The sequence below is a fragment of the Blautia sp. An81 genome (assembly GCF_002161285.1).
GTDB classification, from domain to species: Bacteria; Bacillota; Clostridia; order Lachnospirales; family Lachnospiraceae; genus Blautia; species Blautia ornithocaccae.
Genome location: NZ_NFHH01000001.1, coordinates 44,017 through 59,117, shown reverse-complemented (window position 1 = coordinate 59,117; position 15,101 = coordinate 44,017). Strand labels below are relative to the sequence as shown.

Annotated in this window: 12 protein-coding genes and 1 other RNA gene; 11 read left to right on the top strand and 2 right to left on the bottom strand. The window is 44.4% G+C overall.

Features of this window, described 5'->3' with window-relative positions; genetic code table 11:
- Positions 1-107: 107 nt before the first annotated feature.
- The 5 genes from B5G33_RS00250 (at position 108) to B5G33_RS00230 (ending at position 5,890) form a co-directional block, all read left to right on the top strand.
- Entirely contained in the window at positions 108-1,793 is a 1,686-nt protein-coding gene (locus tag B5G33_RS00250) for a peptide ABC transporter substrate-binding protein (protein ID WP_087416361.1), read from the top strand.
- 176 nt (positions 1,794-1,969) lie between these two features.
- Complete coding sequence (locus tag B5G33_RS00245; protein ID WP_242974374.1) at positions 1,970-2,923, top strand: ABC transporter permease; 954 nt, start codon at positions 1,970-1,972, stop codon at positions 2,921-2,923.
- A 4-nt stretch (positions 2,924-2,927) separates the two neighbouring features.
- Positions 2,928-3,929, top strand: coding sequence for an ABC transporter permease (locus B5G33_RS00240; RefSeq protein WP_330396600.1), 1,002 nt, complete (start codon positions 2,928-2,930; stop codon positions 3,927-3,929).
- A gap of 4 nt (positions 3,930-3,933) precedes the next feature.
- Positions 3,934-4,941, top strand: coding sequence for an ABC transporter ATP-binding protein (locus tag B5G33_RS00235; RefSeq protein ID WP_087416360.1), 1,008 nt, complete (start codon positions 3,934-3,936; stop codon positions 4,939-4,941).
- The gene (locus tag B5G33_RS00230; RefSeq protein WP_087416359.1) at positions 4,934-5,890 is read left to right on the top strand and encodes an ABC transporter ATP-binding protein; all 957 of its coding nucleotides are present in this window, start codon (positions 4,934-4,936) and stop codon (positions 5,888-5,890) included. Before B5G33_RS00235 ends, B5G33_RS00230 begins: the two co-directional genes overlap by 8 nt.
- 58 nt (positions 5,891-5,948) lie before the next feature.
- On the opposite strand, the gene B5G33_RS00225 is transcribed toward B5G33_RS00230, so the two are convergent.
- A complete protein-coding gene (locus B5G33_RS00225) occupies positions 5,949-7,628 on the bottom strand; it encodes a DUF975 family protein (protein WP_087416358.1) in 1,680 nt (559 codons plus the stop codon).
- 228 nt (positions 7,629-7,856) lie between these two features.
- Between B5G33_RS00225 and B5G33_RS00220 the strand changes: the two genes are divergently transcribed.
- Complete coding sequence (locus B5G33_RS00220) at positions 7,857-8,417, top strand: hypothetical protein (RefSeq protein ID WP_087273946.1); 561 nt, start codon at positions 7,857-7,859, stop codon at positions 8,415-8,417.
- Positions 8,418-8,537: 120 nt separating this feature from the next.
- Here B5G33_RS00220 and B5G33_RS00215 read toward each other — a convergent pair whose 3' ends face one another.
- Entirely contained in the window at positions 8,538-9,626 is a 1,089-nt protein-coding gene (locus B5G33_RS00215) for a LysM peptidoglycan-binding domain-containing protein (RefSeq protein WP_242974372.1), read from the bottom strand.
- Between the two features lie 195 nt (positions 9,627-9,821).
- Between B5G33_RS00215 and ssrA the strand changes: the two genes are divergently transcribed.
- The 5 genes from ssrA (at position 9,822) to B5G33_RS00190 (ending at position 15,038) form a co-directional block, all read left to right on the top strand.
- Positions 9,822-10,174: a transfer-messenger RNA gene (ssrA, locus tag B5G33_RS00210) on the top strand.
- Positions 10,175-10,425: 251 nt separating this feature from the next.
- The gene (locus B5G33_RS00205) at positions 10,426-11,100 is read left to right on the top strand and encodes a response regulator transcription factor (protein ID WP_087273950.1); all 675 of its coding nucleotides are present in this window, start codon (positions 10,426-10,428) and stop codon (positions 11,098-11,100) included.
- Between the two features lie 3 nt (positions 11,101-11,103).
- Positions 11,104-12,612, top strand: coding sequence for a sensor histidine kinase (locus B5G33_RS00200; RefSeq protein ID WP_242971374.1), 1,509 nt, complete (start codon positions 11,104-11,106; stop codon positions 12,610-12,612).
- Positions 12,613-12,708: 96 nt separating this feature from the next.
- Complete coding sequence (gene ung, locus B5G33_RS00195; protein WP_087416357.1) at positions 12,709-13,392, top strand: uracil-DNA glycosylase; 684 nt, start codon at positions 12,709-12,711, stop codon at positions 13,390-13,392.
- Positions 13,393-13,397: 5 nt separating this feature from the next.
- On the top strand, positions 13,398-15,038 hold the full coding sequence (locus tag B5G33_RS00190; RefSeq protein ID WP_087416356.1) for a putative polysaccharide biosynthesis protein: 1,641 nt from the start codon (positions 13,398-13,400) through the stop codon (positions 15,036-15,038).
- The last annotated feature ends 63 nt before the right edge of the window (positions 15,039-15,101 follow it).

Below are 15,101 nucleotides of genomic sequence, written 5' to 3'. Positions count from 1 at the left end.
TCGCTATAGCAGACTGGTATGGTTTGGTTTTCTATAGTAAAGCGAAGAAGTAGAGAAGACTAATTTTGACTTCAGGATTGAGACATCAGAAAGGGAGGAATTCTAAGATGAAAATGAAGAAAATCTTAGCAATGGCTTTAGCCAGCGCCATGGTTCTGTCCTTAGGCGCATGTGGAAGCTCTGATTCCGGCAGTACTTCCGGTTCAGATTCCAGTGCAGCCAGCGATGGAACAGAAGCAGCTAGTTCAGCTTTCCCGGGAACTGCTGAAGATGATACTTATGTAGTGGACCTTCGTGCAGAACCCCCTGAATTGAACAGTATTCTGACAACAGACATTGCTTCCGGAGATATTCTCCGTGAGGTTATGGTAGGTCTTTACAAGCTGGATGAGAACGATACTCCTCAGCCAGACTTAGCTGAGACAACAGAAGTCAGCGATGACGGACGTACTTATACGATGACTCTTCGTCAGGATGCAAAATGGACAAACGGTGAGCCTGTAACTGCACACGATTTCGTGTTCTCTTATCAGACCATCTGCAGTAAGGAAGCAGCTTCTTCCTACGCCTTTATCGTATACGACAACCTGTTAAACGGTAATGAAGTATATGAAGGAACTATGGATCCTTCAGAGTTAGGAGTAAAGGCTCTTGATGACTATACTCTGGAAGTAACTTTTGAGAATCCGATTCCATATGCAGAGCATCTTTTCTCTTTCGCTTCCTATTACCCAGTGAATCAGAAAGCTTATGAAGAGATTGGCGCTGATGTATATGGAGATGACGCTGACAAGATCGTAACAAATGGTGCTTATACCATTTCCGAGTGGACACACAACGATCACATCACTCTGACTAAGAACGAAGATTTCTATGATCCTGACAGATGCGCAGTTGGAACCATCCGTTATACAATGATGAATGATGCCAACACCCGTATGAACGCTTTCCAGGGCGGACAGGTTGACTGTATCAATCTGAATGCTGACCAGATGGATCAGGCTGAACAGCTTGGTATCAAGACAGAAAGCTATGTGGATAATGGAAACTGGTATATCCAGTTCAATACACAGAAAACAGACAAAGGTCTGGACAATGCAAATATCCGTAGAGGACTTGGTATGGCTATTAATACACAGAGCCTGTGCGATGATATTTTAAGAAATGGTTCTGTTCCGGCTACTGGTCTGGTACCTACTACAATTGCTGGCGCTAATGGTGAAAAATATCGTGACGCTGTAGGCGATGTAGTATCTTATAATGCAGAGGAAGCTAAAAAATATTTTGAGCAGGGTCTTCAGGAAACTGGACTTTCTGCAGAAGATCTGAAGCTGTCTATCCTCTGCGATGACCAGACAAGCGGACAGAGAGACGCAGAGTTCTTCCAGGCACAGTGGAAAGAAGTTCTGGGTATTGATGTAGAGATCACACCGCAGCCTTTCAAATCCCGTCTTGATTCTATGAAGCACGGTGATTTTGATATGGTTTACGCAGGTTGGTCACCAGATTACAATGACCCAATGACGTTCCTGGATATGTTCACAACTACCAACGGAAATAACTATGGTAAATATTCCAATGCAGAATATGACAGCCTGGTTGCAAGTGCTCTGGTAGAGGGAGACGTTGCTGCACGTCAGGATATGCTGGCTCAGGCAGAGAAGATTGTTACAAATGACGACGCGGCTATCTTCCCACTGTACTTCAGCGGTGTTACTTATGCAGTATCTGACAAGGTACAGAATATGACACGTACCGGATTCCAGGAGTTTGACTTTACAGATGCAAAATAATTCGGATTTATACGGCTGACAAAGGTATAAAGTGATTTAACGGATAGGAGCCGTTGTCAGGGAGCAGAAAACTTCCCGGCAGGGCTCCTGTCTGTTTATGTAAATCGCAAAGAACCTTTGCGATTTACATAAACAGTAAAGTGAAAAATAAAAGACAAAAGAAAGGAGCTGTTATCTTGGCGAATCAGTTACGCTATATTTTAAAGAGGATTATTTATTCCTTTATCACAATTTTAGTTCTGACAAGTGTTACCTTCCTTCTGATGCAGCTGCTCCCGGGCGATCCCTTCACCGGCGGAAAAGATATTCCTGATACGGTTATGGAAGCCCTGAAAGCAAAGTACGGTCTGGACAAACCGGTGCTTCAGCAGCTGATCATGTACATTGGCAATGCCCTTCAGGGAGATTTTGGAATTTCCATTCCGGACGGAAGAGCGGTCACGGATATTATTAAGGATGCGTTTCCAGTCTCTTTTGATCTGGGTGTCCGGGCTCTGCTGTTTGCATTTATCATGGGTATCCTTCTGGGTATCGTTGCAGCGGTAAAAAGAGGAACTGCATGGGACAGCGGCGCTATGTTCCTGGCATTGGTAGGTGTGTCTGTACCTTCTTTCATTATGGGCGCATTATTACAGTATTTCCTTGCACTGAAGCTTGGACAGGCTACAGGCGTACAGGTCTTCTCCATTGTTGGATGGACTGACTGGCACAGTAAAATCCTTCCGGCTTTTGCTCTGGCCTTTGGTTCCATGGCTACAGTAAGCCGTCTTATGCGTACCAGTATGCTGGATGTATTAAGCCAGGATTATATTAAAACGGCAAAGGCAAAAGGATTGAGCCAGAGACAGATCATCTGGAGACACGCTGTCCGGAATGCCATCATGCCGGTTATTACAGTAATGGGACCTTTGGTGGCTGCTGTTCTTACAGGAGCATTTGTAGTAGAAAACATTTTTGCAATCCCGGGCCTGGGCAGATACTTTGTAACCAGTGTACAGACCCGTAATTATACGCTGATCGCAGGTACTACGGTATTTTATGGAACTTTCCTGATTCTTGCCAATCTGGTAGTAGATATTATCTACGGCCTGATCGATCCACGTATCAAACTGACAGGCAGAAAGGAGTAAAAGTATGATGGCAAAGAAGAAAAAACTGCAGGCGACTCAAGCGACGAAATACACTCCCTATGATGTCAGCGGAAAGATCGGAGGAGATGCTTTCGAAGTCATCGGTTCTGACGCTTCTTCCATGGAGGCTATTGCCCGTCCTTCTATCAGCTTTATGAAAGACGCCTGGAACCGTATACGGAAAAGTAAAGTGGCCATTGTCTGTATGACGATTCTGGCACTGATCATACTGGGAGCTATTTTCCTTCCTATGATATGTCCTTTTGGCTATGAACAGCAAAATGTTGCTTTTCAGAATAAACCCATCATGTCCCCGGATTCTGTTACAGGACAGATGCATATTTTCGGAACAGATAATCTGGGCCGTGATGTATTTGCAAGAGTATGGTACGGCGCCAGGATTTCTCTGACTATCGCTGTTGCCGTGGCTCTTATCGACTGTTTTGTAGGTGTTCTCTACGGCGGTATTTCCGGATACTTCGGCGGTGCGGTGGATACAATTATGATGCGTATCCTGGAGATCATCAGCGGTATTCCTTATCTGATCATCGTTATCCTTCTGATGACTGTTATGGAAAGAGGAATGGGAACCATCATCGTGGCCTACTCCCTTACAGGCTGGACCGGTATGGCCCGTCTGGTAAGAGGCCAGGTGGTAAGCTTAAAGGAGCAGGAATTTGTTATTGCAGCCAAATCCATGGGTGCTTCTCCAGCCCGTATCATCGGAAAACATCTGGTTCCAAACGTACTTAGTGTTATCATTGTAAATATCACTCTGGATATCCCGAATGTTATTTTTACGGAAGCATTCCTGTCCATGCTGGGCCTTGGTATTGCTCCGCCTCAGTCTTCCTGGGGTATGATGGCAAATAATGCTATTCAGGTATTCCAGATGTATCCTACACAGCTGATCGTGGTAGCTCTGTTTATCTGTGTGACCATGTTGTCCTTTAACCTGCTGGGAGACCAGCTCCGTGATGCATTCGACCCGAAATTAAGGAGGTAAGAAAATGGAAAATGTATTAAAGATTGACAACCTCCATGTTTCCTTCGATACTTACGCAGGAGAGGTTCACGCTGTCCGCGGTGTCAGCCTGGAGGTAAAGAAAGGGGAAGTAATGGCCATAGTGGGAGAATCCGGCTGTGGAAAAAGTGTTACTGCCCAGACAATCATGAAATTAAACCCTATGCCTCCCGCCCGCATTAAGGAGGGAAGCATTGATCTCTGCGGCAGAGACATCGTAGCTGCCTCAGAAAAAGAAATGCAGGAAATCAGGGGCCAGGTGGTCAGCATGATCTTCCAGGACCCTATGACTTGTATGAATCCTACTATGAAAGTCGGAAAACAGCTGACAGAAACTCTGGTAAAGAAAAAGAAGATTTCCAAGGCAGATGCGGAGAAAGAAGCCATCCGTCTGCTGAAACTGGTGCAGATCCCCAACCCGGAGGAAAGAGCAAAACAGTATCCTCATGAATTTTCCGGCGGTATGCGTCAGAGAGCCATGATCGCTATGGCACTGGCCTGCAACCCTCAGCTGCTCATTGCCGATGAGCCGACTACGGCTCTGGATGTGACCATCCAGGCTCAGATCATGCAGCTCATGGCAAAGATCAAAGAAGAGACAAAGACCGCTATCATCCTGATTACCCATGACCTTGGAGTTGTGGCAAATCTGGCTGATGAAGTGTCTGTTATGTATGCAGGTAAGATTGTGGAGAAAGGTTCCGTAAGAGATATCTTCTACAACCCGGGACATCCCTATACAGTGGCTCTTCTTCGCAGCCTTCCTACTATTGATACCAAGAAAGATGAGGAGCTGATCTCTATTCCAGGTACTCCTCCGGATCTGTATGCACCGCCTCAGGGCTGTGGATTTGCCAGCAGGTGTGAGCATTGTATGAAGATCTGTAAGGCAAATCAGCCGCCTGTATTTGAGCTGGGAGAGGGACACACCGCTTCCTGCTGGAGACTTCACCCGGACTTCCCGGGAGCAAAGGAGGGAAAGGTAAATGGATAAACTGATCACATTAGACCATGTGTCCAAACATTTCCATGTAGGAAAAGGCAGGAACCTGGTGGCTGTAAATGATATTTCCCTTGACATCTATAAAGGTGAGACTCTGGGTGTGGTAGGCGAGTCCGGATGTGGTAAATCTACTCTTGGACGTGTGGTAATGGGAATTTACCCTGCCACAAGCGGAAAAATCCTTTACGATGGAAAAGAAGTAAACATGAAGCATACAAAGGACCGCTACAATTATTCCCGGAAAGCTCAGATCATTTTCCAGGATCCCTATGCTTCTCTGAATCCCCGTATGACGGTAGGAAGCATTATTGCCGAGGGTATGGAGATCCATAAAATGTACGATAAGGAAAAACGTACCCAGAGAGTCTATGAACTTCTGGAAACTGTAGGACTGAACAGGGAACACGCCAACCGTTTCCCTCATGAGTTCTCCGGCGGACAGCGTCAGCGTATCGGTATCGCCCGGGCTCTGGCAGTAGAACCAGAATTTATTGTCTGTGACGAGCCAATCTCCGCTCTGGACGTTTCCATTCAGAGTCAGATCATCAACCTGTTAAAAGACCTTCAGGAAAAAAATGGCTTTACCTATATGTTCATTGCCCATGACCTGAACATTGTAAAATATATTTCTGACCGTATTGCGGTTATGTATCTTGGAAATCTGGTAGAGCTGGCAGACAGTGATGAGATTTATGCTCATACACTTCACCCATACAGCCAGGCTCTTCTGGCCTCAGTTCCTATTCCGGACCCGGATAAGGAAGCTCAGAAAGAGGCCAGCGTCCTTTCAGGAGACGTACCAAGTCCGATCAATCCAAAACCAGGCTGTCCATTTGCTAACCGGTGTAAATATGCCACAGAGAAGTGCCATAAAGAATCACCGAAGCTTAGAGAGGCACGGCCAGGACACTTTGTATCCTGTCATCTGGATATGGAATAATAAAAAATCTGCTTTACAGCTCTGGTGTCAGTACACCGGCTGTAAGGCAGATTTTTTATTAGGAAAGCCCTTTTCTGATAGGAATGGAAAAACTGGTTTCTGTGATGCCTGTTTCTGTATTAGGATGAAAGGGAGAATATGCTGCATCCACACAAAACAGGACCAGAAGGACAAGGGTAAAAAGTTTCAGAAGCTTTTGGTCTGCTGCATGGAGAAGATTGTCTGCTAAAGGGGCCAGTACATATACAACGATGATTCCCCCTGCCCCGAAGACAAGAAGCCCTTCAGCACAGACTCTTCCGTTGAGATTCAGAAAATATTCACTGTAATCCCACCATTTTATGCCTCCGGATATTGTTTCCAGGACCAGAGATGTCATATATTCCAGAAAACCGCAGAGAATAATGGAGGCAAGGAATTCCATGCCGGGATTTTTTCTCAGCCTGTACAGTAAAGTCAGGATTAAAACAGAGGCGCTGCCATATATAGGAATCCATGGACCATTCAGAAATCCCTGGTTTGCAAATTCTCCGCTGAGGAGCAAATGGAAGGTTACCTCCCAGAGCCAGCCGAAAAAGGAAAGCCCAAGAAAAATGAGGATCAGAGACCAGATGCTGTACTGACGCATATAATTGAGAGACTCAATCTGATTTCGTTTACTCTCTTCAGGAATCGGATGGAGACGGGTGGGATACATAGTACCTTTTAATGCCTCATATAATTCAGCATTCCGGACATGCTGGGCCTGGAGTTGTTCATAGCGTTTTTCCTGTTTGCCCCAGAACAAAAGAATACCGAAATTCCTGGCAAAAAAGCCTCTGATACCTGGAAGTTCCGGTTCCTGAGGAGATGGTGTTTCCATAATATCCAGGATATCTACATACTTTTCCATAAGCAGCAGTGCATCAGCTTTTTCATAAAGATAAATGTCATTGAGAAGCTCTGTGCCTGGAATTTTGGCTTTTTTCGATTCCTGACGCAGCTGCACAAAATATTCTGTAAAAGCAGCAGTCTTATAGGGATTCGTATATAGGATATTGAAGACTCCCAGAGTCAGAATGCCCAGGATCTCCCAGCCAAGGAAGGACAGCTCAAATACAAAACATTCCCATTTATGGCCTTTCATCATTTTTCTGGACAGGGTGACAGCCTGGCGGGCGGTCATATCTGGATTTTCTGCAGTAATGTAAGGAACCAGGAAATAGGAATAGTGTTTGATGATCCCTCCTATAATAGTTAAAGACCACAGAAGCTGAAAAACAGATTTTACCAGCATGATCCAGGCGGCTTTCATCCATTTTTTTATTTTCAGAAGAAACAGGACCCTGGATATTGGAACAGACTCATAAGTATGACTTTCCAGAAAAATACGCCGCAGTATGACGCCAAAGGTATTCTGGATAAACACCCAGAATGCAAACATGGCCACAGTGCCTGTTAGGATCAGCAGAACAATTCCGCCTTTTTCCGTTACTGCAAGGGAATTGACAGAGGCAGACATAGTGACCAGGATTGACCCGGAGTTCAGCTGCTGGATTATATTTAAAAGGAGGCCTTTCCCTCCCTCAAATACGGGATTATCTATAAATTCTTCATAATTTCTAAGGGTAGAAAAATTTAGGGATCCTCTGAATTCTGAGGCCAGAAAAGCGGAAATCAGGCATATGGCTGTAAAAATCAGGTAATGTTTTTTCAGAGAGTGTTTTCCGCGTTGTTTCAATTCTTTTCGTGTCAGCATTTGTCTTTTCTTCCGGTGGCATATCCGGATTTCTCCTTTATTTCTAAACCCGGATATTCTAAAAAATATAATAGGAACAGCCGGTATTTACAGTATAGCAAAAGCTGTAGGAATAATGCAAGAAATATACTCCCATGTATATTGTAACAGAGGGTGGAATAGGGTATACTGGCTGTATAGATAGTGTAACTAATGAAATGTGTGTAAATACTTGAGAGGTTTTCTCTCATGGAAGATTATGTATATAAAAAGGAAAAGAAGAGAGGGGCGGTGAATATGAAAAAAATATTGGCAATACTGTCGGCAGCGGCCCTGTGTCTGGCATTTCCAGGATGCAGTGAAGGGCAGATGAACAACGGAACAGAAAATGTGGAAGCAGTAGTAGAAAATCTTTTTCAAAATCTGGAAGAATCAGAGTATGAAGAGCTGATAAGCCCAGACAGTGGAGAAGCTGCTTCAGAAAATCTTGTTACGGCAGAACTTCCTCAATGGGTTCAGGAAAGATTTCAGGAATATATGACAGAAGAAGGATATGAAGACCTGACGGGAACAGCATTTTATGAGATTTCTGTGAAAGCCTGTGAAAATAACTGGGAAATGTCTTTAGAGCATCTGGATGTCCAGCAGGTACAGGGAGACTACGAAATCAGCGGCGAACTTAAGCTCCGTGGGGAGGAAAGTGAAGAGAGTATCGGTATTGAGGGAAGCGCCCAGACCGACGAGAAAGGACAGGTCAGTTATCTGAATATCAGTAATATGGCAGAAATTGCAGAGGCAATCCAGTCATAAGGATTTCAGCCTTGCTACATAACTTGCCCCAGAGACTGGAAAATTTGGTTCCATCCAGTCTCTGGGGATTTTTGCTATTAGGGAATTAAATAAACTACTCGTTCTCTGCTGAAATATTTATCAGTTTATACGGATTTTAGTTCCTGCATAGATTTTATCCGGATCGGAAATATTGTTCAGACTCTGGAGGCGGCTGACTGTGGTGCCAAAACGGAGGGCGATTCCTGAGAGTGTGTCTCCCGGACGTATGGTATAGTAGGAAATACTGGTCGAGGAGCCTGATGGGATACTAAGCTTCTGACCGGGATAAATGAGGTCAGGATTCAAGATGCCGTTTAGTTGTGCAAGAGTCTGATAAGAGGTGCCAAAATCTGCGGCAATCTTTGAGAGTGTGTCTCCTGCTTTTACAGTGTAGATAGTCTGGCCGGAGACGGGGCTGCCGCTGAGACGGAGCACCTGTCCTGGATAAATCACGTCAGGATCTGAGATTCCGTTTATTTTTGCAAGACTGCTGACTGTAGTGCCAAAACGAAGGGCAATACCTGAGAGAGTATCCCCGGACTGAACGGTATATATATCGGGAACAGAGGGGGCAGGTTCAGGTGATACGGTGCCCTTTCCGTAGTCTTTGTAACTATAATTCCTGTCGCAGTTTCCTGAAATGCCAGGAACGCTTCCTGTGGAAGTATACTGCCACATTGCCATATCCGATACAGAAGCGGCAGATGCGTACTGGGCGAACCATAAGTCATAGGGCAGACGCTCTGTATCAAACATTGTACGGTAATAATCCAGATTTGAATAATACATAGGAATATAACCGGAAGCCTTCACCTTGTCGCAGAAAGCTGCGGTCATGGTAGTGGCGAGAGCTTTTCCGATAGTTATACCCTGCTGTGCAGCATAGCGGACAGTGTCATACTCCAAGTCATAGGCCAGGGGCCATGTAACTTTATATTGCTTTGCCAGAGCTGCACAATATTCTGCTTCCTGTGCTGCCATCTGGGCATTATATGCATAAGAAAACCAGTAAATGCCAAAGGGGATTCCCAGCTTCTGGCAGGCAGAGGCATTCTGATGAAAATAGGGATCCACATTATTCTTTCCGTACCCGCCTCGGAGCATAGCAAAAGCAATACCGGCCCCCTTCACCTGATTCCAGTCCACATTCCCCTGATACTGAGAAACATCAATTCCATTTAAAGCCATAAAAAATCCTCCCTTCAAAAAATCCCCTCTCTTTATCATATGATACCAGGGTCCGAAGGTCATGGATTTCATGCTTTTTTGATTTCATGCTTCCGTGAAAAATACCGGCTACGCCTTGACAAAGGAGAAAAAAAATTATAAGATAAGGATGCTTGAAACTGCCGGTTTGCGTTACAGGAAAAGCTTTTTATATGAGGGCTTGTACTGGTTTCGACGGGGGTTTTGAAGTTGAGGAAGCCATCCGCAGACTCCGGGACTGCGTATCAACCTGGAACTTAAATATAAACGCAAACAATAATAGAGTAGCGTTAGCTGCCTAATTGCAGCTTGTCAGCCCTGGATCACCCGCTGTCCGGGAATCTGGCATCGACCTTGCGGGGAACTTCACTTTCAAAGCTTTGAGATTGGGGAAGATTTTATGAAGCTACCGAGCCCGAAAGCCTGTTATTCGGCGTTGGGGTAAGGGAAAATTAAAAGAATAACTGTGATGGGAGATGCTTCAAGGGATAGACTTTCGGACAGGGGTTCGATTCCCCTCAGGTCCATAGGAAAGAGCTCAGTGTTTGCTGGGCTTTTTTTCTATTGCGTTGTATAAAAAGTTCACACTTCAGACAAAATTCTCTGGTATACTAACTACATAGTAGCTAGTGTACTGCTGCGACTATAATTCAACTAATGACATTGAATGAATTATGGTACTGCCAGTACACTAATATCATCAGCAGTCGCCAAATTGAGATTCAATGCTCGCTTGGCTCCTTGCTTTATGGTATAGCTAAATAAAGGAGCGGAGTTTATTATGGATAAGTGTAAGATTTTAGTAGTAGATGATGAAAGCAGAATGAGAAAACTGGTCCGTGACTTCCTGGTGAAGCAGGATTTTGACGTCCTGGAGGCCGGTGACGGAGAGGAAGCTCTGGATGTTTTTTATGAAGAGAAGGATATTTCTCTGGTTATTCTGGATGTAATGATGCCGAAAATGGATGGCTGGGAAGTATGCAGAGAGATAAGAAAGAATTCTAAAGTACCGATTATCATGCTTACTGCCAGAGGAGATGAGCGGGATGAGCTTTTAGGCTTTGAACTGGGAGTTGATGAATATATTTCAAAACCTTTTAGCCCCAAGATTTTAGTGGCCAGAGTGGAAGCTATCCTGAGAAGGACTAACGCCAGAGGTACAGAGGATATTTTGCAGGCAGGGGGGATTGAAATCAACAAATCCGCTCATATTGCCACTATTGACGGCGAGCCTATGGAGCTGAGCTACAAAGAATTTGAACTTCTCACCTACTTTATGGAAAATCAGGGCATTGCCCTGTCCAGGGAAAAAATCCTCAATTCAGTGTGGAATTATGATTATTTCGGCGATGCCCGGACTATCGATACTCACGTAAAGAAATTGCGGAGCAAAATGGGGAAAAAAGGAGAGTATATCAAGACAATCTGGGGCATGGGCTACAAATTCGAGGTGTAAGCCATGAAATTTATCAAGAACTTTATGGGAAAATCCATCAGGAACCGGCTGGCAGTGACCTTTATTGGAATGATGGCGCTGTTTCTGGTGGTTATAATCCTGATCAATACCTTTTTCTTGGAAAGAGTTTATACGATCAGCAGAGAGCAGTGTTTCTTTGAGACTTATGATATGATCAATGATGTGAAAAACTACAGCAGCCTGGCATCTAACCGGGATTTTATAGACTATCTTCTGGAAAACAATCTTTCCCTGATCATTTTGGATGAAGACGCTTCCTTGATCGTATCTTTTGCTAAGGATGCGGAAGATATGAGAGACCGGCTGATTTTTGGTCTGCGGCTCAATCTTGAAGGAGAGCAGCAGATTCTCCGGTCTTCCCAGAATTATATTTTGGAGAGAAGAGTAAATACTCCCAGTATTACAGATTCTATCAATATGTATGGAAATCTGGACAACGGAGATGAATTTCTGATTACTACCCCTATAGAAAGTCTGAAGGAAAGTGCTAGGATTTCTAATTTGTTCTATGTGGCTATTGGAGGTGTGATGATTGTCCTGAGCTCCGTAGTAGTGTTGCTCCTTTCGGGAAGAATTACAAGTCCTCTTCATAAGCTGTCTGAGCTTTCTCAGGAGATGGCAAATCTGAACTTCAACGTAAAATATGACAGTCCCAGTCAGGATGAAGTAGGAGTTCTGGGGAATAACCTGAATAAAATGTCAGAGGAACTGGAGCGGACTATTTCGGAACTAAAGACAGCCAATAATGAGCTGCAGAAAGATATTGAAAGAAAGACCCAGATTGACGAAATGCGGAAAGAATTCCTATCCAATGTGTCCCACGAGCTGAAAACCCCTATCGCTTTGATCCAGGGTTACGCAGAGGGACTTCAGGAGTGCATCAATGACGACCCTGAGAGCAGAGAATTTTACTGTGATGTAATCATTGATGAGGCTGGAAAAATGAATAATATGGTGAAGAAGCTTCTTACTTTAAATCAGCTGGAATTCGGAAATGACCAGGTGACTATGGAGAGGTTTAATATTACCGATTTGATTCAGGGCGTTATCCACTCTGCACAGCTGTTGGCTTCCCAGAAAGAAGCAGAGCTGCGTTTTGTCCAGAAAGATCCGGTTTATGTCTGGGGAGATGAGTTTAAGATTGAAGAGGTTGTTACAAACTATGTATCCAATGCTCTGAATCATGTGGATTATGATAAAAAGATTGAAGTAAAGATTATTCAGAAGAGAAACCTGGTAAGGGTATCTGTTTTTAATACAGGAGATCCTATTCCCCAGGAGGACCTGGATAAAATCTGGATTAAGTTTTATAAGGTGGACAAGGCAAGGACCAGAGCCTATGGAGGCAGCGGGATTGGCCTGTCTATTGTAAAGGCCATTATGGACAGCATGAATCAGAAGTGCGGTGTGGTGAATTATGATAATGGGGTGGAATTCTGGTTTGAACTCCAAAGCGCCGGGCCGGCAGAAATCTCTATTTTCCCTGAGTGATTGTAAAAATCTGTAGGAGAAATTTGCATTTTTGGTAGTATTCTGTTAAACTAAAAGGATGAAAATAAGCAGATATCTTTTTAGGAGGAATGGAATATGCCGCCTTTACAGGGACAATGGCTTGAGGCGTTAAAGCCAGAGTTTAAGAAACCCTATTATAAAGAATTATTTACAAAAGTGGGGCAGGAATATCGGCAAAGAAGGATCTTTCCCGCCCCTGATGATATTTTTAACGCCTTTCATCTGACTCCTTTGGATCAGGTGAAAGTAGTAATTTTAGGGCAGGACCCTTATCATAATGAGGGACAGGCCCACGGGCTTTGCTTTTCTGTGAAACCGGAGGTGGAAATTCCTCCTTCTCTGGTAAATATTTATCAGGAACTTCATAACGATTGCGGATGTTATATCCCGGATAATGGTTATCTGATAAAGTGGGCCCAGCAGGGAGTGCTTCTGTTAAACACAGTCCTGACTGTCCGGGCTCATCAGGCCAATTCTCACAGAGGAATTGGCTGGGAAGACTTTACAGACGCGGCTATCCGGGTGCTGAATGAGCAGGACAGGCCTATAGTCTTTATGCTCTGGGGCAGGCCTGCTCAGATGAAAAAAAGCATGCTGAATAATCCCAGACATCTTATCCTTGAGGCCCCTCATCCCAGTCCCCTTTCTGCTTTTCGGGGATTCTTTGGCTGCCGGCATTTCAGCAAGGCCAATGCTTTCCTGAAAGAGCACGGATTGGAGCCTATTGACTGGCAGATAGAAAACAGACAGGGGAACTAAGATACATGGAAAAGAAAAATGACAATACTTTATTAAAAAATGCTTCTTTCCTTATGGTGGCGGCTTTGGTATCTAAGATTATCGGATTGATCTATAAAAGTCCTCTTTCAGCCACACTTGGGAATGAGAGCTTCGGGTGCTTCAGTTTTGCCCAGAATGTGTACCTGATCCTTCTGATGATCGCTTCTTACAGCATCCCTCAGGCAGTGTCAAAGATTATGGCAGAGAGGATTGCTTTTAAACGATACAGAGACGCTCAGAGGATTTTTAAAGGAGCCCTTCTTTACGCTGTGATCGTAGGCGGTGTAGTTGCGATTTTTTGTGTGGTAGGAGCGCCTATCCTTATACCGGATAGTATGGCCAATGCAAGACTGGCCCTTCAGTTCCTTTCACCGACTATTTTCCTGTCTGGTATTCTGGGAGTTTTCCGTGGATATTTCCAGGCATACAGGAATATGCTGCCAACTTCTCTGTCACAGATTTTTGAGCAGATCGCAGTGGCAGTAGTGGCCCTGGTCATGGCAAACTTTATGGTGAATTACTTCGCCGATGCGGAAACAGACGTGCTGAGAAGCTGGAGTGCGGCGGGGGCTACCATGGGAACCGGAGCAGGAGTGGCTACGGCCCTGATCTTTATGCTTCTGGTTTACTGGGTCAACAGAAAGATTATTGGGAAGAAAATAGAGAAGGATACAGTATCTGTAAATGAGAGTTATTCTTCTGTAATGAAGAATATCATCTTGATAGTGTCCCCTATTATCCTCAGCTCTTTTTTATATAATGTAAATACTTATTTGAACAGCCGGATTTATTCCCAGATTTCAGGTATGCAGGGATTGGACAGCAGTCTTATCGAAAGCTTATATGCAGAATGCGGATATTTTATGACATTGATCAATATCCCTCTGACGCTGGCCAGTACGGCGCCTACTTCTATGCTGCCTGAAGTTTCTGGTGCATACGCCACAGGAAATATCAAAGAGGCCAAGGAAAAGATTAACAAGGCAACCTGGCTGAGCATGTTTATTTCGATACCTTGTTCGGTAGGTTTGTTTGTTCTGGCAGGCCCCATTACCAGACTGCTGTTTCCTGCAACAGACGGAGTGGCAGGATATCTGATGATGATCGGCGTTGTTACAGTGATCATGAACGGAATGTCCAATATTTCCAATGGCGTCCTTCAGGGTATCGGGAAGGCCCATCTGCCTATGATTCATGCGGCAGCAGCTCTGGTGGTGGACATTGTGGTCATGGTAGTGCTGATGTTTGCTACAAATCTTGGAATTTACAGTATCCCTATCGCAATGATCGCTTATGCTTTGGTGATGTGCATTCTGAACCATATGTCTATGCGGAAGGAATTGGACTACAGGAACCCATGGAAAGAAGCTTATCTGATGCCTTTCCTGGCATCTTTGCCTATGGGAGCGGCAGCATTTCTGGTGTACAGAGGCGTGTATTTCCTTACAAGAAATCTTCCAGGAGGAAATCTGATCGCTCTTATACCTGCCATAGGAATTGCTGCATGTATTTATTTCCTGATTTATCTGCTTATCTCTAATCCAAAGGAGGAAGACCTGGCAGGACTTCCTGGAGGAAGAAAGCTGGCAGAAATCGGGGAAAAGCTTCATATACTGAATAGATAGATGGACGAATCCCGTGAGCATCCAAAGCTGAAAAGCCTGGATTTCACGGGATTTTTTTAGAGA

Excerpts from the sequence above, each read along its gene's own strand:
- B5G33_RS00250 (WP_087416361.1), top strand. The coding sequence starts at position 108 with ATGAAAATGAAGAAAATCTTAGCAATGGCTTTAGCCAGCGCCATGGTT.
- B5G33_RS00240 (WP_330396600.1), top strand. The coding sequence starts at position 2,928 with ATGATGGCAAAGAAGAAAAAACTGCAGGCGACTCAAGCGACGAAATAC.
- B5G33_RS00235 (WP_087416360.1), top strand. The coding sequence starts at position 3,934 with ATGGAAAATGTATTAAAGATTGACAACCTCCATGTTTCCTTCGATACT.
- B5G33_RS00230 (WP_087416359.1), top strand. The coding sequence starts at position 4,934 with ATGGATAAACTGATCACATTAGACCATGTGTCCAAACATTTCCATGTA.
- B5G33_RS00225 (WP_087416358.1), bottom strand. The coding sequence starts at position 7,628 with ATGCTGACACGAAAAGAATTGAAACAACGCGGAAAACACTCTCTGAAA.
- B5G33_RS00220 (WP_087273946.1), top strand. The coding sequence starts at position 7,857 with ATGGAAGATTATGTATATAAAAAGGAAAAGAAGAGAGGGGCGGTGAAT.
- B5G33_RS00215 (WP_242974372.1), bottom strand. The coding sequence starts at position 9,626 with ATGGCTTTAAATGGAATTGATGTTTCTCAGTATCAGGGGAATGTGGAC.
- B5G33_RS00205 (WP_087273950.1), top strand. The coding sequence starts at position 10,426 with ATGGATAAGTGTAAGATTTTAGTAGTAGATGATGAAAGCAGAATGAGA.
- B5G33_RS00200 (WP_242971374.1), top strand. The coding sequence starts at position 11,104 with ATGAAATTTATCAAGAACTTTATGGGAAAATCCATCAGGAACCGGCTG.
- ung (WP_087416357.1), top strand. The coding sequence starts at position 12,709 with ATGCCGCCTTTACAGGGACAATGGCTTGAGGCGTTAAAGCCAGAGTTT.
- B5G33_RS00190 (WP_087416356.1), top strand. The coding sequence starts at position 13,398 with ATGGAAAAGAAAAATGACAATACTTTATTAAAAAATGCTTCTTTCCTT.